18 protein-coding genes and 1 tRNA gene are annotated in these 19,116 nt (G+C 44.6%); 17 read left to right on the forward strand and 2 right to left on the reverse strand.

What is annotated here, in order from left to right:
• Positions 1 to 76, forward strand: a tRNA-Gly gene (locus AC4IFO_RS15370).
• A gap of 691 nt (positions 77 to 767) precedes the next feature.
• Here the strand turns inward: AC4IFO_RS15370 and queG are convergent.
• Positions 768 to 1,949 (reverse strand): tRNA epoxyqueuosine(34) reductase QueG, encoded by a 1,182-nt coding sequence (gene queG, locus AC4IFO_RS15375; RefSeq protein ID WP_490735654.1) that lies wholly within the window; start codon positions 1,947 to 1,949, stop codon positions 768 to 770.
• 278 nt (positions 1,950 to 2,227) lie between these two features.
• Between queG and tsaE the strand changes: the two genes are divergently transcribed.
• The 16 genes from tsaE to rplI all read left to right on the forward strand — a co-directional run bounded on the left by tsaE (position 2,228) and on the right by rplI (position 18,285).
• Positions 2,228 to 2,692, forward strand: a complete 465-nt coding sequence (gene tsaE / locus AC4IFO_RS15380; protein WP_430253148.1) for a tRNA (adenosine(37)-N6)-threonylcarbamoyltransferase complex ATPase subunit type 1 TsaE — start codon at positions 2,228 to 2,230, stop codon at positions 2,690 to 2,692.
• A 14-nt stretch (positions 2,693 to 2,706) separates the two neighbouring features.
• Positions 2,707 to 3,999 carry an N-acetylmuramoyl-L-alanine amidase AmiB gene (amiB, locus tag AC4IFO_RS15385; protein WP_490735656.1) on the forward strand — a complete coding sequence of 431 codons (1,293 nt, stop codon included), beginning with the start codon at positions 2,707 to 2,709 and terminating at the stop codon, positions 3,997 to 3,999.
• A gap of 11 nt (positions 4,000 to 4,010) precedes the next feature.
• Positions 4,011 to 5,960, forward strand: coding sequence for a DNA mismatch repair endonuclease MutL (gene mutL, locus AC4IFO_RS15390; RefSeq protein WP_490735658.1), 1,950 nt, complete (start codon positions 4,011 to 4,013; stop codon positions 5,958 to 5,960).
• Positions 5,953 to 6,894, forward strand: a complete 942-nt coding sequence (gene miaA / locus AC4IFO_RS15395; RefSeq protein ID WP_490735660.1) for a tRNA (adenosine(37)-N6)-dimethylallyltransferase MiaA — start codon at positions 5,953 to 5,955, stop codon at positions 6,892 to 6,894. The genes mutL and miaA overlap by 8 nt, the downstream gene beginning before the upstream one ends.
• A gap of 107 nt (positions 6,895 to 7,001) precedes the next feature.
• Positions 7,002 to 7,298: an RNA chaperone Hfq gene (gene hfq / locus AC4IFO_RS15400; RefSeq protein WP_490735663.1), complete on the forward strand. Its 297-nt coding sequence runs from the start codon at positions 7,002 to 7,004 to the stop codon at positions 7,296 to 7,298.
• Between the two features lie 92 nt (positions 7,299 to 7,390).
• Entirely contained in the window at positions 7,391 to 8,671 is a 1,281-nt protein-coding gene (gene hflX / locus AC4IFO_RS15405; RefSeq protein WP_219244921.1) for a ribosome rescue GTPase HflX, read from the forward strand.
• A gap of 115 nt (positions 8,672 to 8,786) precedes the next feature.
• Positions 8,787 to 9,995 (forward strand): FtsH protease activity modulator HflK, encoded by a 1,209-nt coding sequence (gene hflK, locus AC4IFO_RS15410; protein WP_219244920.1) that lies wholly within the window; start codon positions 8,787 to 8,789, stop codon positions 9,993 to 9,995.
• Between the two features lie 2 nt (positions 9,996 to 9,997).
• A complete protein-coding gene (gene hflC / locus AC4IFO_RS15415) occupies positions 9,998 to 10,999 on the forward strand; it encodes a protease modulator HflC (protein WP_225820591.1) in 1,002 nt (333 codons plus the stop codon).
• A 284-nt stretch (positions 11,000 to 11,283) separates the two neighbouring features.
• The gene (locus AC4IFO_RS15420; RefSeq protein ID WP_490735666.1) at positions 11,284 to 12,585 is read left to right on the forward strand and encodes an adenylosuccinate synthase; all 1,302 of its coding nucleotides are present in this window, start codon (positions 11,284 to 11,286) and stop codon (positions 12,583 to 12,585) included.
• Between the two features lie 332 nt (positions 12,586 to 12,917).
• Complete coding sequence (nsrR, locus tag AC4IFO_RS15425) at positions 12,918 to 13,340, forward strand: nitric oxide-sensing transcriptional repressor NsrR (RefSeq protein WP_219244917.1); 423 nt, start codon at positions 12,918 to 12,920, stop codon at positions 13,338 to 13,340.
• Between the two features lie 42 nt (positions 13,341 to 13,382).
• Entirely contained in the window at positions 13,383 to 15,851 is a 2,469-nt protein-coding gene (gene rnr, locus AC4IFO_RS15430; RefSeq protein ID WP_490735669.1) for a ribonuclease R, read from the forward strand.
• An 88-nt stretch (positions 15,852 to 15,939) separates the two neighbouring features.
• Positions 15,940 to 16,689: a 23S rRNA (guanosine(2251)-2'-O)-methyltransferase RlmB gene (gene rlmB / locus AC4IFO_RS15435; RefSeq protein WP_219244915.1), complete on the forward strand. Its 750-nt coding sequence runs from the start codon at positions 15,940 to 15,942 to the stop codon at positions 16,687 to 16,689.
• A gap of 154 nt (positions 16,690 to 16,843) precedes the next feature.
• Positions 16,844 to 17,239, forward strand: coding sequence for a 30S ribosomal protein S6 (gene rpsF / locus AC4IFO_RS15440; protein WP_219249534.1), 396 nt, complete (start codon positions 16,844 to 16,846; stop codon positions 17,237 to 17,239).
• An 8-nt stretch (positions 17,240 to 17,247) separates the two neighbouring features.
• Positions 17,248 to 17,565, forward strand: a complete 318-nt coding sequence (gene priB, locus AC4IFO_RS15445) for a primosomal replication protein N (RefSeq protein WP_219244914.1) — start codon at positions 17,248 to 17,250, stop codon at positions 17,563 to 17,565.
• A 4-nt stretch (positions 17,566 to 17,569) separates the two neighbouring features.
• Positions 17,570 to 17,797, forward strand: a complete 228-nt coding sequence (gene rpsR, locus AC4IFO_RS15450; RefSeq protein ID WP_000135199.1) for a 30S ribosomal protein S18 — start codon at positions 17,570 to 17,572, stop codon at positions 17,795 to 17,797.
• Positions 17,798 to 17,835: 38 nt separating this feature from the next.
• Entirely contained in the window at positions 17,836 to 18,285 is a 450-nt protein-coding gene (gene rplI, locus AC4IFO_RS15455) for a 50S ribosomal protein L9 (RefSeq protein ID WP_206083173.1), read from the forward strand.
• Positions 18,286 to 18,396: 111 nt separating this feature from the next.
• On the opposite strand, the gene AC4IFO_RS15460 is transcribed toward rplI, so the two are convergent.
• The gene (locus AC4IFO_RS15460; protein WP_490735672.1) at positions 18,397 to 18,969 is read right to left on the reverse strand and encodes a LysM-like peptidoglycan-binding domain-containing protein; all 573 of its coding nucleotides are present in this window, start codon (positions 18,967 to 18,969) and stop codon (positions 18,397 to 18,399) included.
• Positions 18,970 to 19,116: the final 147 nt, after the last annotated feature.

Genomic DNA, 19,116 nt, shown 5'->3' on the forward strand with positions numbered 1-19,116 from the left:
GCGGGAATAGCTCAGTTGGTAGAGCACGACCTTGCCAAGGTCGGGGTCGCGAGTTCGAGTCTCGTTTCCCGCTCCAATATCTTATTTACATTACCTCAGTTTTATTTTCATAACTTCAATTCAAACGATATTAAGCGACTAAAGCGCTAAGTGAAATTACTTATTTCATCTAATGGGTTTTTGTACGTGATTTTATTGTCTGTGCCTTTGTTAAGCTAGGATCCACGCGCCTTCGCCGATCTTTTTTGGATCTAATTTTGATTTTTGCTTGCATTCGACTTCAGGTCGCCATAGAATAGCCACCCCTTACCAATAGGGCACTCAAAAGGTATTTAACGTCTGAAGAGTAATGTTTAAATAATAAACAAAAATGTGTTTTTTATTTAACTCAGTCAAATTTTTATTTTAACCTGATATTTTGACAGCTTTTTTCGGTTAGTTAACATAAAATCAGCGTTTTTCTTCACAATTCAGCATCAAAAAGTTATCCACAGCCTATTGAGTTGCTGCACATCTATATGCCAATTTGAAATAACTTATTGCACAGAGTTATCCACAGGCTAACACAACAATTTTTTTTGTACTGTCTAGCAAAGATAGCCTGAACGCTTATCTATAACTCATTGATTTATAGTCGATGAATTTATTTTTTGAAAATGTGCTAAGCACAACTTGCAAATTCTTTACCTATTGTCTGCAAAGCAGTTTTTTATTTTATTCACATCGATTTGACAATTATAGATTTCAGTTATATGGCAGGGCTTTTTTTAGGCGTCGCGAGGTAAACCTTTAGTAATGGCGCGTACAAGGCGTTTTTGTTGTGAAGTTTGAATTGTCACTTGGTTCTCTAAGCGTCGGTTAAGCTGCTGTTCTATAGACCAGTGAAAGTGTTCGTCTAACATTTCGTTGATCCCTAACCTGTTTTGTAACGCAAGTACGACGCTATCTTGATAAGGCGCATTGCCCAGTGCAACACTGATGTTTCTTAACCATTTAATATAGCCAATACGGCGGATAGCAGAGCCTTCGGTTACCTTCAAAAATTTGTCTTCATCCCATGCGAATAATTCAAGAAGCTCTGGCGTATGTAGCGCTTGCCTTGGGCTAAAATCGTCTTCGTCAGTTAGCTGTGAAAAACGATTCCATGGGCAAATTAGCTGGCAATCATCACAACCATAAATTCGATTTCCCATTAATGGGCGAAATTCTTCTGGTATCGCGCTATCAAGTTCAATTGTTAAGTAGGAAATACAGCGTCTTGCATCAACAGTATAAGGCTCAACAATGGCGCCTGTTGGACAGGTTGTCATACATGCAACACAGCGACCGCAGCCATCTTCAATGGGTTTATCAATCGGAACAGGTAGGTTAATCAGCAGCTCACCAAGGAAAAACCACGAGCCCGCTTCACGATTCAAGACTAATGAGTGTTTTCCGGTCCAGCCTAAACCCGCCTTAACGGCAATAGGCCGTTCTAATATAGGGGCAGAATCAACAAAGGGGCGAAAGTTGAGATCCTCGACGGTTGTACCATCCGCAAGAAGCGCCCCATCAAAATCTCGGCAGTAAGCTAAAATACGATCAGCAAGGACTTTTAAGCGTTTTTTTAATAGCTTATGATAGTCGCGGCCGAGGGCATAGCGGCTCACATAGCCGAGCTCAGGGTTATTCAGTGTGCTGGCAAATGCGGCTTTGGCTGGCAAATAATTCATGCGAACACTGATGGCTCGTAAAGTACCCGGATGAAGCTCATGGGGGCGTGCTCGCATCATTCCGTGGCGGTTCATCCATTCCATTTCACCGTGGTACTGCTTATCAAGCCATGCTTGCAGTTTGGGTTCTTCCGCGGACAAGTCAGTATCGCAGATCCCCACTTGTTGGAAGCCTGCTTCAATGCCCCATTGTTTGATCAGTTGAGCGAGAAGGTTGAGATCGAGAAGTGTGGCCATCAGATCCTGTCACGGTAAAATAAAACGGCTGGCACTCTATCATGGAAGCATTTTTTCTCAAAATGAATGAAAAGAGTGCCTTTAAGTGTTTAGATCTATTATAAGATATTTCTGAACTGATCATTCCAGCAATGTTAATTAAGAAAAATAATGGCGCTTAGGTTAAGATAGTGAATGATATTCGGAGGAATTGAAATGGACTTCCTACTGTATACAAATAGCCGTTGTTAGGCGATAAATCGGCAACACAGCCAGCAATAATGTCACAAAAGAACACTATGAAAGAATGCACAATACAACTTGCTGATGAAGCGCAAACTGTTGCACTTGGTCGCACACTCGCCGGCGCTTGTCGCCAAGGCGCAGTCATTCACCTATATGGCGACCTTGGTGCAGGGAAAACCACGTTTAGCCGTGGCTTCTTACAAGCACTGGGCCATCAAGGCCATGTGAAGAGCCCAACTTATACATTGGTTGAGCCTTATGAATTAGCGGATCGCCATGTTTTTCATTTCGATCTTTATCGCTTAGCCGATCCTGAAGAACTTGAATTTATGGGAATTCGTGACTATTTTTCTGAAAATTCGATCTGTTTGGTTGAATGGCCGCAACAAGGTAAAGGTTTTTTACCCGAAGCGGATCTTGAGCTCCATCTCACGTATCAAGATGAAGGGCGTCAGGCTCACATTGTTGCTTTGTCTGCAAATGGGGAGTCGTTGTTAGAAGCATTACCCCAATTCTAAGGAACTTATTGCTCATGTTGAATGCATCAATGCACAGAATAACAAGAAAGGGTTTTTTGGCAGCTTTTGTCCTTTTTATGCTTTTATTAGCATGGCTTTTTGCTGTGCAAGCACAAGCCGCAACACTGTCGAATATTCAAGTGAATAATAGCCCATCGCAAGCTGAGGTCACACTAAGCTTTATTGATGGTAAGCCTGATTACTCTTATTTCCCATTGCATTCACCTGAGCGACTGGTTGTTGATGTTAAACAACGAGGTGACATTCTTGGCTTACCGCTAAAAGTCCCTGCGGGTGATTTGGTCAAAGTGGTGCGTTCAAGTCAACCTTCGGACAACCAACATAAACGTCTGGTGATGGAATTATCCCGCGCTGCAAAAACCAAAGCTGTTCTAAAGCAAGTGGGTAGCGAATACCAATTAGTTCTGACGATTTCAACAGGTAATTCAACCAGTTCAGCGCCATTTAATCACACCAATAATAATGTTGCTCCTGTGGTGAATAACACACAGGACAAGCCGTTAAAAATGAATACCCCAGCGCCTGCGCCTGTTTCAACACCTGCCCCAGTAAAATACAAGAGCATGCCAAAAGGCAGCAAACAGGTGGTGATCGCCATTGATGCAGGGCATGGGGGGAAAGACCCGGGTGCGATTGGGAAAAACGGTTATAAAGAGAAAGACGTAACACTGAGTGTTGCAAAAAAACTCTATCAGCGTCTTGAAGCTGATCCTATGTTCAAACCTGCGATGACTCGTGATGGCGACTACTTTATTTCTGTCGGTGGGCGCTCTGAAGTTGCACGTAAAAAAGGCGCAAATATGTTGGTGTCTATCCATGCGGACTCAGCACCGAATAGCAGCGCACGTGGTGCCTCCGTTTGGGTGTTATCAAACCGCCGTGCAAACAGTGAGTTAGGTAGCTGGTTAGAACAACGTGAAAAACAATCTGAATTATTAGGTGGTGCTGGTGATGCGCTCAGTGGTGCAGATCCGTACTTAAGCCAAGCAGTATTGGATTTACAGTTCGGTCATTCCCAGCGTGTGGGATACGATGTCGCTGTTCAAGTGATTCAACAATTAAGAAAAGTAGGCAATATTCATAAAAAAACGCCAGAGCATGCCAGCCTTGGGGTTCTACGTTCTCCCGATATTCCGTCAATCTTAGTTGAAACAGGCTTCATCAGTAATGCGGCGGAAGAGCAACTGCTCAAATCCAATGAATTCCAAGATGCAGTGGCTGAGGCTATTCACTTAGGGTTGCGCCAATATTTTCTTGCGAATCCGATTCAAGCAGCACCCAAATAAGGAATTGAGTAATGGCAATACATATTCTCTCTCCTCAATTAGCGAACCAAATTGCAGCGGGTGAGGTGGTCGAAAGACCTGCATCTGTCGTAAAAGAGCTGGTTGAGAACAGCCTTGATGCCAAGGCAACACGCATTGATATTGATATTGAGCGTGGGGGAGAGAAACTGATCCGTATTCGTGATAATGGCTGTGGGATCAACAAAGACGAATTGATCCTCGCCCTTGCGCGCCATGCGACCAGTAAAATTGCGACACTTGATGACCTCGAAGCCATTATGAGTATGGGCTTTCGCGGGGAAGCATTAGCGAGCATTAGCTCAGTTTCACGGTTAACATTGACGTCAAAACCTGCTGACCAAACCGAAGCGTGGCAATCCTACGCTGAAGGGCGGGATATGGAAGTGACGGTAAAGCCTGCTGCACACCCCAATGGCACGACGGTTGAAGTGCTCGATTTATTCTATAACACCCCTGCGCGCCGCAAATTTATGCGCACCGAAAAAACCGAGTTTGGCCATATTGATGAGGTGGTTCGCCGTATTGCATTATCGCGCCCTGATGTGGCTATCAATTTGACTCATAACGGAAAACTGGTGAAACAGTACCGTGCTGCCCATGATGAAATTCAACAAGAAAGGCGACTTGGGACTATCTGTGGTACGGGGTTTATGCAAGGCGCATTGGCGCTAGCATGGGAGCATAGCGACCTCACAATAAAGGGCTGGGTGGTTTCCCCATCAAATACCCCCGTGAGTGAAACACAGTACTGTTATGTGAATGGGCGGATGATGCGAGATCGGCTAATTAACCATGCGATCCGCCAAGCATTTGAAGGTTATTTAGACGAAAACCAACAGCCTGCTTATGTTCTGTATTTGACCATCGACCCAAAACAAGTGGATGTTAATGTCCATCCCGCAAAACATGAAGTTCGCTTTCATCAAGCACGCTTAGTGCATGATTTTATTTATCAAGCCGTGCGTACAGTGCTCCTTGAAGCGGCATCGATAGGTGAATTACCCGGAATAGAGCCTGCAAGTACTGAGCTCGAAAACCGCTCTTCAGCGGGGGATAACTATTTTTCTTCTCCTGTTCCTGCTTCGAAGCCTAATCCTGCTGAATCACAGGTTGAGAGAACCGCACGTGAACCACAGACCGCTTATAAACCTGCAAGCACGACGACATCGAGTTTTCCCCAGCCCAAACCCGCATCACAATTTGCTGGGAATGTAGAGCCAAAAAATTATGGCACCAACTACGATAAAAAATCGGGAGACCTTTATCAAAGTTTGATGTCTATCCCTGTCGCTGAGGAAGATAAAAAACCGCTTTTTCCTGAACGCCAACCTGTGGATACGTTTCAAGTTTCTTCACAACCTGTGGCAAAAAATGCGGATAACTACCTTTTTGGCAAGGTATTGACAATTTACTCAAAAAACTTTGCATTAATTGAGTCTTCGTTGGGACTAATCCTGTTATCCTTAACGGAAGCTAATTATTTATTGAAATTAGCGCAATTGTCGCCAGAGGGGGAAAACCTCAAGCCGCAGCCATTATTAATACCGCTAAAATTGTCACTTAAAAACGATGAAATAGAGGTTTTACAGCGGTACAAGGAACAATTGACAATATTTGGTATCGAAGCCACGATATTTCATGGAAAAGTGACAATTCATACGGTATCGTTACCATTAAGAACACAAAATTTATCGCAACTTTTTTCAGATTTGATCGGTTTTTTATCGACAAAAGAAAGTCTCACCCAACAAGATATCGCACAATGGCTAGCCAAAGCGGTTTCACAGGTGAAAACAGAAGAAAGTTGGAGTTTAGCACAGGCTGTTCAGTTGCTGGCTGATGTTGAGCGGATTTGTCCGCAGTGGGTAAAAAATCCCCCACCAACATTATTACAATTAATTAATTTACAATCCGTGGTAGCTACACTAACAAATGAGTGATTCAGTAACTCAGAAAAAACCTGATGCAATATTCCTAATGGGGCCAACAGCTTCAGGTAAAACCGCTTTAGCGATAGAACTTCGCAAGCATTTGCCTGTGGAAATTATTAGTGTCGATTCGGCGTTAATTTACCGTGGAATGGATATTGGTACAGCAAAACCAACAGCCGAGGAACTCAGCCAAGCCCCTCATCGTTTGATTGATATTCTCGATCCATCTCTGCCTTATTCTGCTGCTGATTTTCGTCGTGACGCATTAAAAGTAATGAGTGAGATTACTGCACAAGGTAAAATACCGTTACTTGTTGGTGGCACAATGCTGTATTTCAAAGCATTGCTAGAAGGGCTTTCACCGTTGCCTTCTGCTGATGCAAGTGTGCGAGCACAAATAGAACAGATAGCACAAGAGCATGGATGGAGTGAAGTTCATCGTCAATTAGCCGAAGTAGACCCTGTTGCGGCGGCGAGGATCCACCCAAATGATCCACAAAGATTATCCCGTGCTTTAGAGGTATATCTCATTTCAGGACAAACTTTGACTGAAATGACACAAACAGCAGGGGAAGAATTACCTTATAATGTGTTTCAGTTTGCTATTGCGCCACAAGATCGTAAAATTTTACATGAACGTATAGAACAACGTTTTCATCTGATGATAAACGCAGGTTTTGAAAAAGAAGTTCGTGCTCTTTACCAACGAGGTGATTTACATGTTGATCTTCCAGCCATTCGTTGCGTGGGATATCGGCAAATGTGGTCATACTTGGATGGCGAAATTAGCCATGATGAAATGATTTATCGGGGAATTTGTGCAACACGCCAATTGGCAAAACGCCAGATTACCTGGTTAAGAAGCTGGGAGAATGTTCACTGGTTAGATAGTGAGCAACCTCAGCAGGCGCTTGACACAGTTATGCAGGTAGTACGTGCATAGGACTGATGTTTGTGTACAATTAGAACGTTAAGCGCAATTTTTGAGTAGTTACTTTTTGGAATCTTAAAGATTCTCATTTAAAAACAACAAAATAAGGAAAACATAGAATGGCTAAGGGGCAATCTTTGCAAGATCCGTTCCTGAACGCATTACGTCGTGAAAGGGTTCCGGTCTCTATTTATCTCGTTAATGGCATCAAATTGCAGGGGCAAATTGAATCTTTTGACCAATTTGTCATTTTATTAAAAAACACAGTTAGTCAGATGGTTTATAAACACGCTATCTCTACTGTCGTCCCTGCACGCCCTGTTTCTCACCACAGTGGTACACCGGGTGGTAGCACAGGCAATGGTAATTACCATTCTGGTGCTCCTGCATCGCAGGATGGCGAAGCTACTGAGTAAGTTTGTACGCTAAAAGACAAGGAAAGCATGGGTAGGGAGACTGTACCTGTGTTTTTCCTTTGCAATTATTGTTTAGCCTAAGAGGTTGCACCTTGTTTGATAGGTATGAAGGCGGTGAACTTGCTGTGTTAGTCCATGTCTTTTTTTCTCAAGAAAAAGACGTTGATAATCTGGCAGAATTTGAGTCACTCGTGACATCTGCTGGGGTAAAACCCGTACAAATAGTCACAGGCAGTCGTAAGGCGCCTCACCCAAAGTTTTTTGTTGGGGAAGGTAAAGCTGAAGAGATAGCCCAAGCCGTTGAGGAAAGTGGCGCAGATGTGGTGTTGTTTAACCATACGCTAAGCCCTGCTCAAGAACGTAATCTCGAAAGGATTTGCCAATGTAAGGTGGTTGACCGTACAGGGGTAATTTTAGATATATTTGCTCAACGCGCGCGTACGCACGAAGGCAAGCTTCAAGTTGAATTGGCACAGTTACGTCATTTATCCACTCGCTTAGTGAGAGGATGGACACACCTTGAGCGCCAAAAAGGCGGGATTGGTTTACGTGGTCCTGGTGAAACTCAGCTTGAAACAGACCGTCGGTTATTAAGGGATAAAATCAAACAGATTTTATCGCGTCTTAGCCGAGTAGAAAAACAGCGTGAACAAGGGCGTCAAGCGAGAAGTAAAGCGGATATTCCGACAATTTCTCTCGTGGGTTACACCAATGCGGGTAAATCGAGTTTATTTAACCGTATGACGTCTGCGGATGTTTATGCTGCAGATCAGCTATTTGCGACACTCGACCCGACGCTTCGTCGTATTAATGTTGAGGATGTCGGTGTTGTCGTTTTGGCGGATACCGTGGGTTTTATCCGTCACTTGCCACATGATTTGGTTGCTGCATTTAAAGCAACCCTGCAAGAAACACGTGAAGCAACGTTATTGCTGCACGTTATCGATGCAGCAGATGCTCGCTTGGATGAAAATATCCATGCAGTTGAAAGCGTGTTGGAAGAAATTGAAGCGGATGAAATACCAGCACTTTTAGTGATGAACAAAGTTGATATGCTGGAGGATTTTGTCCCGCGTATTGACAGAGATGAGGATAACAAACCCGTTCGCGTTTGGGTTTCAGCGCAAACAGGTGAAGGTATCCCATTGCTGTTACAAGCATTGACGGAACGCCTTTCTGGTGAAATCGCACATTATGAATTGCGTTTACCACCAAATGAAGGTCGTTTGCGTAGTCGTTTTTATCAACTCCAGTCAATCGAACGTGAATGGTTGGAAGATGACGGCTCAATCGGCCTTGAGGTGCGTATGCCAATGGTGGATTGGCGACGTTTGTGCAAACAAGAGCAGCAATTACCTGACTACGTGGTTTAACAGCGTCGTTAGGCAATGGAATTGATATTAAGAGACACACAAACTTAGCATACTTTTAGTGCGCTGAGTGGAGCTCTTAGCCCTGAAAATCAATCATAAAGAATGGAGCTAAAACATGGCGTGGAATCAGCCCGGTAATGACGGACAAGACCGCGATCCGTGGGGAAGCGGCAATAAAGGCGGCAACTCTGGCGGGAACAAAGGTGGTCGAAAACGTGGGGCTTATGATCTCGACGATCTCTTTCGTAAAATAGGCAGCAAGCTGGGCGGAAATAAAGGCGGCAATGGTGGTGATGGCGAGAACAAACAGCCTTCACAAATCAGCGGTCGTTTAGGTATGCTAGCACTTGCCGCTATCGTAGTTGTCTGGGCAGGTTCAGGCTTCTACACCATCAAAGAAAGTGACCGCGGCGTAGTGTTACGTTTTGGTGAATATAGCGGTGTTGTTGGACCTGGTCTGAACTGGAAACCAACATTCATTGATAGAGTCGTGCCTGTCAACGTAGAAACTGTACGTGAACAAGCAACAAATGGCATGATGTTGACGTCAGATGAAAACGTGATCCGCGTTGAAATGAACGTTCAATACCGTGTGACAGACCCTGCTCAATACTTATTTAGCGTGACCAACCCAGACAACAGTCTGCGTCAGGCGTTAGATAGTGCTGTGCGTGGTGTTATTGGTCAATCAGCCATGGAGCAAGTATTGACTACGAATCGTGCCTTTATCCGTGATGTGACACAAAAAGAGCTCGAAGCGACAATCGCACCATACAAAATGGGTATCACACTGCTGGACGTCAACTTCCAAGCAGCGCGTCCACCTGAAGATGTTAAAGCGGCATTCGATGACGTAATTTCAGCAAGGGAAGAAGAACAAAAAACCATTCGTGAAGCGCATGCTTACCGAAATGAAGTTCTTCCACTGGCAAAAGGTAACGCACAACGCCTGATTGAAGAAGCCGAAGCGTATAAAGCGAGTGTGGTCTTCAAAGCAGAGGGTGAGGTAGCAAGCTTTGCGAAAATGTTACCTGAATACCGTGCAGCGCCAGAAATTACGCGTGAGCGTCTTTACATCGATACGATGGAGCGTGTGTTAAGTAATACACGTAAAGTTATTGCGAATGATAAGAGCAACAGCATGTTAGTGCTACCGCTTGACCAAATCATGCGCGGTACAAACTCAGATGCGGCTTCAACGTCAAAAGTTAATCCGTCAGCAAGAATGGCGACGCCAAGTAACAGTGCGTCATCTTCTGCTGCAACGCCAGCACAGCCAAACAGCGCTGTTCGTGGTGATGCTGTTAGAGTAGGGAGACAATAATCATGCGTAAATCGCTAATTGTTATCGTTATTGCCATCTTGGCAGTTGCATACGCATCTATCTTTATTGTTCCTCAAACTGACCGCGGCATCGTATTGCGTTTTGGTAAGGTTCTGCGTGATTCTGAAAACAAGCCGATCATTTATGAGCCGGGTCTGCATTTTAAAGTTCCATTTATTGAAACTGTAAAAATGCTAGATGCACGTATTCAGACACTGGAAATCCAAGCTGACCGTTATCTGACAAGCGAAAACAAAGACTTAATGGTGGACTCCTACCTGAAATGGCGTGTTACTGACTTCAGTCGCTACTATGTGGCAACGGGTGGTGGTAATCCATATCAAGCGGAAACCCTGTTAAAACGTAAGTTTAGTGACCGTTTACGTTCTGAGTTTGGTCGTTTAAGCGTTAAAGACATCATCACGGATTCACGTGGTCGTTTAACCGTTGATGTGCGCGATGCCTTGAACAAAGGTACTGCAATTGACGACGCAACAAAAGAAGCGGATGCAGCGATTGCTGATGCGGCAGCACGTGTTGAAAAAGAAACTAACTTGAAGCCACTGGTTGTGAATGCAAACAGTATGGCGGCGTTAGGTATCGAAGTTGTCGACGTGCGTATTAAACGTATTGAACTGCCAAACGAAGTTTCTGAGGCTATCTATGCACGTATGCGTGCAGAGCGTGAAGCGGTTGCTCGTCAGCACCGTTCACAAGGTCAAGAAGAAGCGACTAAGATCCGTGCGGTTGCAGATAAAACTGTAACTGAAACACTGGCAGAAGCAGAGCGTACTGCACTGACTTACCGAGGTGAAGGTGATGCGATGGCAACAAAATTGTTTGCTGATGCATTCAACCAAGATCCAGAGTTCTATGCGTTTATTCGTAGCTTACGTGCCTATGAGCAAAGCTTCAAGAGTGGTGAAGACGTGATGGTATTAAGCCCAGACACTGACTTCTTCCGCTTCATGAAAGCACCAACTAAGCTTCGTGCAACAGATTAATAAATAATCAGACTAAGTTGCGTGCAACCTAGCAAAATAACTGTTAATCTATTAAAGAAAAGCCCGCTTCGGTGGGCTTTTTTTCGCCTGTCGTTTTAAGTATAGGATTTTTCAGGGAAAATTTAAGCTGCTCAACTGATTACATTCATTTTGGGTTTACGGCAGAAATAAAAATACCATTTAACTTGCTTTCCAGAAAAAAATTTTAGCAATGCCAAAATATCACTGGAACAGTTCATTTTTGATGGTAGAATTCATTTTTAAGCAACCGAGTGTATTTCGAAATGGGTAAGAACGTTGTCGTACTGGGCACCCAATGGGGTGACGAAGGGAAGGGCAAGATCGTCGACTTGCTGACAGAGCGCGCTAAATATGTAGTTCGCTATCAGGGCGGCCATAATGCTGGCCATACGCTTGTTGTAAACGGTGAAAAAACCGTTCTCCACTTAATTCCATCCGGTATTCTTCGTGAAAATGTCATCAGCATCATCGCTAATGGTGTTGTTCTTGCGCCAGACGCATTAATGAAAGAGATGAAAGAATTGGAAGACCGCGGTGTTCCTGTTCGCGAACGTTTACGTCTTTCAGAAGCATGCCCTCTGATCCTGCCTTATCATGTTGCATTAGATAATGCGCGTGAAAAAGCACGTGGTTCCAAAGCAATCGGAACAACTGGTCGTGGTATTGGTCCTGCTTACGAAGACAAAGTTGCTCGTCGTGGCTTACGTGTTGGTGATTTATTCGATAAAGCAACTTTTGCAGAAAAATTAAAAGAAATCGTCGAATACCATAACTTCCAACTCGTTAATTACTATAAAGAACCTGCTGTTGATTACCAAAAAACGCTAGACGATATCATGGCTGTTGCCGATATCCTGACTGGCATGGTAATCGATGTATCTGATCTGCTGTACAAAGCAAGCCAGAACAACGAATTCGTGATGTTTGAAGGTGCACAAGGCACATTACTGGACATCGACCACGGTACTTATCCGTATGTAACCTCTTCAAATACCACTGCGGGTGGTGTTGCAACAGGTTCTGGTTTAGGTCCACGTTATGTTAACTACGTACTGGGTATCATCAAAGCTTACTCAACACGTGTTGGTGCGGGTCCATTCCCAACTGAACTGTTTGACGAAGTGGGTGAATTCCTGCGTGAGAAAGGTCAAGAGTTTGGTGCTACCACAGGTCGTAAACGTCGTACTGGTTGGTTAGATATTGTTGCAATCAAGCGCGCGGTGCAAATCAACTCACTTTCAGGTTTCTGCATGACTAAACTGGATGTTTTAGACGGTTTAGAAGAAGTGAAAATCTGTGTGGGCTACCGTCGTCCAGATGGCAAAATACTTGAAACAACGCCTTTAGCTGCGGATGAGTGGGATGGTTTAGAGCCAGATTACGAATCAATGCCAGGTTGGAAAGAAACCACTTTTGGTGTGAAACAAAGAGAATTACTGCCACAAGCAGCTCTGAACTACATCAAACGTGTTGAAGAATTAACGGGTATCCCTGTTGATATTATTTCAACCGGTCCAGATCGTTCTGAAACAATGATCCTGCGTGACCCGTTTGACGTTGAGTAATAATACTGACTGCGCCTAATACAGGCGCAGTTTTTTTACTGCTTTACCTCCCTCCGTGATGCAACTTCTTTGATAAAACAGTCAAAATTCCCCATAATGATTGAACTAAGTCACTTTTGTGTGCAGATTCTGTGCAATGATATGCATATTTGCGATACGTAATACGCTAAACTGTATTTATGAACACATAATTTATTTGCATGCTATATTTTGTGCATAACCTAGCGGAATTTAGGTTCAAATTAGGTTATTTGCATTTTAAAATACGTGAGAAAATTTTCGACCAACTCATTTTTGGTCGTATGAGTAAAAGCCAAAATTTTGAGGTGATTGTGCAACTGACGAGTTTTACCGACTATGGATTACGAGCTCTTATTTATCTGGCTTCTCTGGGTGAAGGGAAGATGACCAGTATTACAGAGGTGACGGACGTTTATGGCGTTTCGCGTAACCACATGGTTAAAATCATCAATCAGCTCAGTCATTTAGGTTATATAAAAGCCACTCGTGGCAAAAATGGCGGGATTACACTAGGGCAACCAGCAGAATCAATTCGTATAGGGGATGTTGTTAGAGCATTAGAACCCCTAACCCTTGTTAATTGTAGTGGTGAATTTTGCCACATAACACCTGCGTGTCGTTTAAAAGGTGTGCTACACCAAGCAATACAGCAGTTTTTACAAGAACTTGATCAATATACGCTGGCGGACATGGTGAAAGATAACAGCCCGCTCTATCAATTGCTGCTTGATTAATATTCGCAGTGATTATGAATTCTGATGACAACGGAGGTAACGATGTCACAAGATCCTTTTCAGGAAAGAGAAGCAGAAAAATACGAGTCCCCAATTCCAAGTAGAGAATTCATTCTCGACTTAATCTCGAAGCGTACTGCCCCAGCCAATCGCGAAGAAATCGCTCAGTTACTCAATCTTTCTACGGAAGATGAATTAGAAGCTTTACGCCGTCGATTAAGAGCCATGGAACGTGATGGTCAACTCGTATTTACACGCCGCCAATGCTATGCATTGCCAGAGCGTTTGGATTTATTAAAAGGGAAAGTGATTGGCCACCGTGATGGCTATGGTTTCCTGCGTGTTGAGGGTAAAAAAGAAGATTATTATTTATCTCAAGATGAGATGAAACGCGCACTGCACGGTGACGTAATTTTAGCGCAGCCGTACGGGCAAGACCGTAAAGGTCGTACTGAAGTGCGTGTAGTTCGCGTACTTGAGCCAAGAAACAACCAAATTGTCGGCCGCTATTTTATTGAATCAGGCATGGGGTTTGTGGTGCCAGATGATAGCCGCCTTAGCTTTGATATCTTGATCCCGAAAGACCGCATTTGCGGTGCTCGCATGGGTAACGTCGTGGTTGTTGAGTTAGTCACTCGTCCACAGCGCCGTTCTCAAGCGGTGGGAAATATCATTGAAGTGCTTGGGGAAACCATGGGAACGGGCATGGCGGTTGAAATCGCCCTGCGTACTCATGAAATTCCGCACTCTTGGCCGCCGCAAGTTGAAAAACAAGTCGCTGATTTAAGTGAACATGTGCCGGAGTCAGCGAAAAAAGGGCGTATGGATTTACGCGATTTGCCACTCGTGACTATCGATGGTGAAGATGCCCGTGACTTTGATGATGCTGTTCACTGTGCGCCGAAAAAAGGTGGTGGTTGGCGTTTATGGGTTGCCATTGCGGATGTGAGCTATTATGTGCGCCCACAAACAGCGCTGGATTCTGAGGCACGCGGCCGCGGTAACTCAGTGTATTTCCCATCTCAAGTTGTACCGATGTTGCCAGAAGTCCTTTCTAATGGCCTTTGCTCATTGAACCCAGGGGTAGACCGCCTGTGTATGGTGTGCGAAATGACGGTATCAGCTTCAGGGAAGCTGTCTTCATATAAATTCTATGAAGCGGTGATGAATTCCCATGCAAGGTTGACCTATACAAAAGTCTGGAAAATCTTGGAAGGTGATGAAGAACTGCGTGAACATTATAAAGCGCTGGTTCCTCACATTGAACATTTACATCAGTTGTACAAAGCGTTAGATGCGGCGCGCATTGAGCGCGGTGCGATTTCTTTTGAATCGGAAGAAGCGAAATTTATTTTTAATGCTGAGCGTCGTATTGAAAGCATCGAGCCCGTCGAGCGAAATGATGCACACAAATTAATTGAAGAATGCATGATTTTAGCTAACATTGCGGCTGCAAGGTTTGTTGAGAAAAACGAAGAGCCTGCATTGTACCGTGTGCATGACCGTCCAAAAGAAGAAAGCGTAATGAATTTACGCTCAGTCTTCAGTGAGTTAGGACTGACATTGCCAGGTGGTATGAAGCCTGAGCCAAAAGATTATGCTCAAGTCATGAATGAAGTGGCTGAGCGCCCTGATCATGAATTACTGCAAACCATGATCTTGCGTTCGATGAAACAAGCGATTTATGACCCTGAAAACCGTGGTCACTTTGGTTTAGGGCTGAAATCATACGCGCACTTTACCTCGCCAATCCGTCGTTACCCTGACTTAACGCTGCACCGTGGTATTAAATACCTGTTGGCAAAAGAATACGGTCATTCAGATAAGCGTTGGACAGAAACGGGTGGCTGGCACTCCGACATGGACAGCATGCTGCAACTGGGTGAGCACTGTTCGATGACGGAACGCCGCGCGGATGAAGCAACGCGGGATGTCGCTGACTGGTTGAAGTGTGACTTTATGCAAGACCAAGTCGGGCAAGTCTTCAAAGGCTTGATTACTAGCGTGACTGGTTTTGGCTTCTTTGTTCGCCTCAATGATTTATTTATTGATGGTTTAGTGCATATTTCTACTCTTGATAACGATTATTATCGTTATGATGCGGTTGGCCAACGCTTAATCGGTGAATCATCAGGCACAACTTATCGTCTTGGTGATGAAGTGGAAATTCGGGTGGAAGCGGTGCATATGGATGAACGCACCATTGATTTCGCGTTAATTTCAACTACCCGTAAAGCGAAAGCACCGGGTAAAACTGCACGGGATAAAATGAAGCAAGAAGTAAAAAATGCAGCGCGCCCAGCCCGCCGAAAAGCGCAAGCGAGCAAAGATAAAAACTTCGAGCCAGATTCTGCATTTCGCCGTTCCGAGAAAAAAGGGAAAAACAGCGAAGCAAAACCCGATGCAAAAGGTAAAGGAAAGGGAAAAAAACCTTCCGATAAAACCAAGAAAATTACGGCAAAAATAAAAGCAAAACGCGTGGCGAAGAAATCCTCAAAACAAGAGGGATAATCTTTTTTATTAGCGTAATGCATTGTTAATTAACGAAAGTGGCGTAAGAACGTCACTTTTCTCATTTTGACTAAGACATAAGACTGTTATGAGCGAAATTATTTACGGCATTCACGCAGTGAAAGCCTTGCTTGAGCGTTCACCGCAACGCATTAAAGAAGTGTATATCCTAAAAGGCCGTGAAGATCGCCGATTAATGCCTATCGTGCATGAAATTGAAGCGTTAGGCGTTGTTGTCCAAGTTGCAAATCGCCAGTGGATGGATAGCCAAACTGAAGGGGCAGTCCACCAAGGGATCATCGCGAAAGTTTTACCGGGTAAGCAGTATCAAGAAGGTGATTTACCTGATTTGCTCGAAAGCACTCCATCACCATTCTTACTGGTACTTGATGGCGTGACAGATCCGCACAATTTAGGCGCTTGCTTGCGTAGCGCAGATGCCGCAGGTGTGCATGCAGTGATTGTACCGAAAGACAAATCGGCGCAATTGAATGCAACCGCGAAAAAAGTAGCGTGTGGCGCCGCAGAAAATGTGCCGCTGATCCGTGTCACGAATCTGGCCAGAACATTGCGCTTATTACAAGAATACAATGTTTGGATTGTGGGCACGGCGGGTGAGGCAGACCATAATTTATATCAAAGCAAACTGACGGGCTCTGTTGCATTAGTGATGGGCGCTGAAGGCGAGGGCATGCGCCGTTTAACGCGTGAACATTGCGACGAGTTAATCAGCATCCCGATGGCCGGTTCAGTCTCTTCACTGAATGTGTCAGTAGCGACAGGCGTTTGCTTATTTGAAGCCGTGCGCCAGCGCTTGCCTGTTTCGGGCGAAAAATAATATTTGTGTAAAACTGCATCCATCTCTTGAGTTTTATCTCAGGGATGGGTATAGTTACGCGTCAATTTTTTAGCCGCACTCAACAAGTTCCTTGCCTCCGCGGGCCGCGGTTAACCCAGACAGGAGGCTAATAATCCGTAAGGAGCAACTACTAATGCGTCATTACGAAATCGTTTTTATGGTCCATCCTGACCAAAGCGAACAGGTTCCGGGCATGATCGAGCGTTACAGTGCAGTAATCACTAACGCACAAGGTCAGATTCACCGTCTGGAAGACTGGGGCCGCCGTCAACTGGCTTACCCAATCAACAAACTGCACAAAGCTCACTATGTTCTTCTGAACGTAGAAGCACCGCAGGAAGCGATTGATGAGCTGGAAACTAACTTCCGCTTCAACGATGCCGTTATCCGCAGCATGGTTATGCGCTTAAAACACGCAGTAACAGAAGCTTCTCCAATGGTTAAAGCTAAAGACGAACGTCGTGGCCGTGACCTTTCTGATGATTATCAGGATGAAGAAGTAGAAGAAACTGGGGATTCTGAAGAGTAATTGCGCAGGTGTCCACTAATCGTTTGGTGCTGACAGGCACAGTCTGTAAAGCATTGATTCGAAAAGTGAGTCCGTCAGGCATCCCTCACTGCCAGTTTGTTTTAGAACATCGTTCACAACAACAGGAAGCGGGATTGTCAAGGCAAGCATGGTGCAGAATGCCCATAATTGCTAGCGGGCAAACCTTACAAGCTCATACTCACAGTTTAACGGTCGGCAGTTGGATTACAGTAAGCGGTTTCATTAGTACCCATCAAGGGCGCAATGGGATCAGCAAGATAGTCCTCCATGCCGAGCAGATTGATTTGATAGATTCTGGAGACTAGCCATATGGCACGTTATTTCCGTCGTCGCAAGTTCTGCCGTTTCACAGCGGAAGGCGTTCAAGAGATCGACTATAAAGATATCGCAACGCTGAAAAACTATATCACTGAAAGTGGTAAAATTGTACCAAGCCGTATCACCGGTACTCGTGCAAAATATCAACGCCAGCTCGCTCGTGCTATCAAGCGCGCTCGCTACCTGTCTCTGTTACCATATACTGATCGTCATCAGTAATTGGTACAGTCCATTAACGACTAATAGAGGATAAGGTAATGCAAGTTATTCTGCTTGATAAAGTAGCTAACCTAGGTAGCCTGGGTGATCAGGTTAACGTTAAATCGGGCTATGCTCGTAACTTCTTAGTTCCACAGGGCAAAGCTGTTCCTGCGACTAAGAAAAACATCGAATTCTTCGAAGCACGCCGCGCTGAACTGGAAGCTAAATTAGCTGACGTTCTGGCAGCAGCACAGGCTCGTGCAGCAGCTGTTACTGCTCTGGGTTCTGTAACTTTAGCTTCTAAAGCTGGTGACGAAGGTAAACTGTTCGGTTCAATCGGTACTCGTGATATCGCTGATGCAGTAACTGCAGCTGGCGTTAAAATCGCGAAAAGCGAAGTTCGCCTGCCAAACGGCGTTCTGCGTACTACTGGTGACCACGAAGTTCACTTCCAGTTACACAGCGATGTTTTCGCAGAGCTGAACGTTATCATCGTTGCTGAGTAATCAATAATGATGATAGGTGCTGTCGATTTATCGATGGTGCCAACAAAAAAACACCGGCTAAGTCCGGTGTTTTTTATTTTCTGACATTCCATATTGGCGATCCATTAGTGACTACGGTGTACGGTAGTAACTCCCATCGCTGAGCCTTGCAAAACTATAGGTTTTTCCATCAGAAGCTGTAGTTTCCAGCAACTGAACTTCCCCTTTCCCATTGGCTTTTAAGCGAACTTTTTGCCCCTGACGTAAATTACTCAACGGTTTTTCAGCCCCTTCGACGCGGGCCATGATAAAGGCATCGTTAGCTTGTAAATTATTATCACGGAATAATTGCGCTAGAGTTTTCCCTTTTTGAACCCGGTAATTTTGCCACTCATTTGCCGATGGGCGCGTGACTTGCGGCTCTTGCGGCTGTGTTGGTGGTGTTACCGTTGGCGGTTCAGTTGGTGCAGGCTCTATGGGCTCCGGCACAATTTCAGGTTCTGTTGGTATTCCCTCTACATTACCTTCAGGCTCTTGAATAGGATCAGGTGTGATATCGGGTGTTGTTGGGGGTGGAATGACGATCGGCTGGTTTTGTGGCGTGTTATTCAACGGCTTATCACCCGTTGGCCAAAACAGGGCAACCACAACAATCAACGCTAATACAGCAATGCTATAGAGATGAAATTTCGATAGTTTAACCATCACTCCTCCTTGACGAGGTAATGAACTAATTAAGGCGTATTTATACGCATACTAACACTGTTTTTGCGTAATTTAAGCGCTTGATACGATTTTTCGGAGAACACTGAGCAAATTCATGCGCCACACAGACGTTTTATTATTTAGATT

This window comes from Providencia sp. UF-224 (assembly GCF_058245955.1).

Coding starts and splice junctions, on each gene's coding strand:
- miaA (WP_490735660.1), top strand. CDS start 5,953: ATGAGTGATTCAGTAACTCAGAAAAAACCTGATGCAATATTCCTAATG.
- mutL (WP_490735658.1), top strand. CDS start 4,011: ATGGCAATACATATTCTCTCTCCTCAATTAGCGAACCAAATTGCAGCG.
- rnr (WP_490735669.1), top strand. CDS start 13,383: ATGTCACAAGATCCTTTTCAGGAAAGAGAAGCAGAAAAATACGAGTCC.
- hfq (WP_490735663.1), top strand. CDS start 7,002: ATGGCTAAGGGGCAATCTTTGCAAGATCCGTTCCTGAACGCATTACGT.
- hflC (WP_225820591.1), top strand. CDS start 9,998: ATGCGTAAATCGCTAATTGTTATCGTTATTGCCATCTTGGCAGTTGCA.
- rplI (WP_206083173.1), top strand. CDS start 17,836: ATGCAAGTTATTCTGCTTGATAAAGTAGCTAACCTAGGTAGCCTGGGT.
- queG (WP_490735654.1), bottom strand. CDS start 1,949: ATGGCCACACTTCTCGATCTCAACCTTCTCGCTCAACTGATCAAACAA.
- hflK (WP_219244920.1), top strand. CDS start 8,787: ATGGCGTGGAATCAGCCCGGTAATGACGGACAAGACCGCGATCCGTGG.
- amiB (WP_490735656.1), top strand. CDS start 2,707: ATGTTGAATGCATCAATGCACAGAATAACAAGAAAGGGTTTTTTGGCA.
- AC4IFO_RS15420 (WP_490735666.1), top strand. CDS start 11,284: ATGGGTAAGAACGTTGTCGTACTGGGCACCCAATGGGGTGACGAAGGG.
- rlmB (WP_219244915.1), top strand. CDS start 15,940: ATGAGCGAAATTATTTACGGCATTCACGCAGTGAAAGCCTTGCTTGAG.
- AC4IFO_RS15460 (WP_490735672.1), bottom strand. CDS start 18,969: ATGGTTAAACTATCGAAATTTCATCTCTATAGCATTGCTGTATTAGCG.
- tsaE (WP_430253148.1), top strand. CDS start 2,228: ATGAAAGAATGCACAATACAACTTGCTGATGAAGCGCAAACTGTTGCA.
- rpsR (WP_000135199.1), top strand. CDS start 17,570: ATGGCACGTTATTTCCGTCGTCGCAAGTTCTGCCGTTTCACAGCGGAA.
- rpsF (WP_219249534.1), top strand. CDS start 16,844: ATGCGTCATTACGAAATCGTTTTTATGGTCCATCCTGACCAAAGCGAA.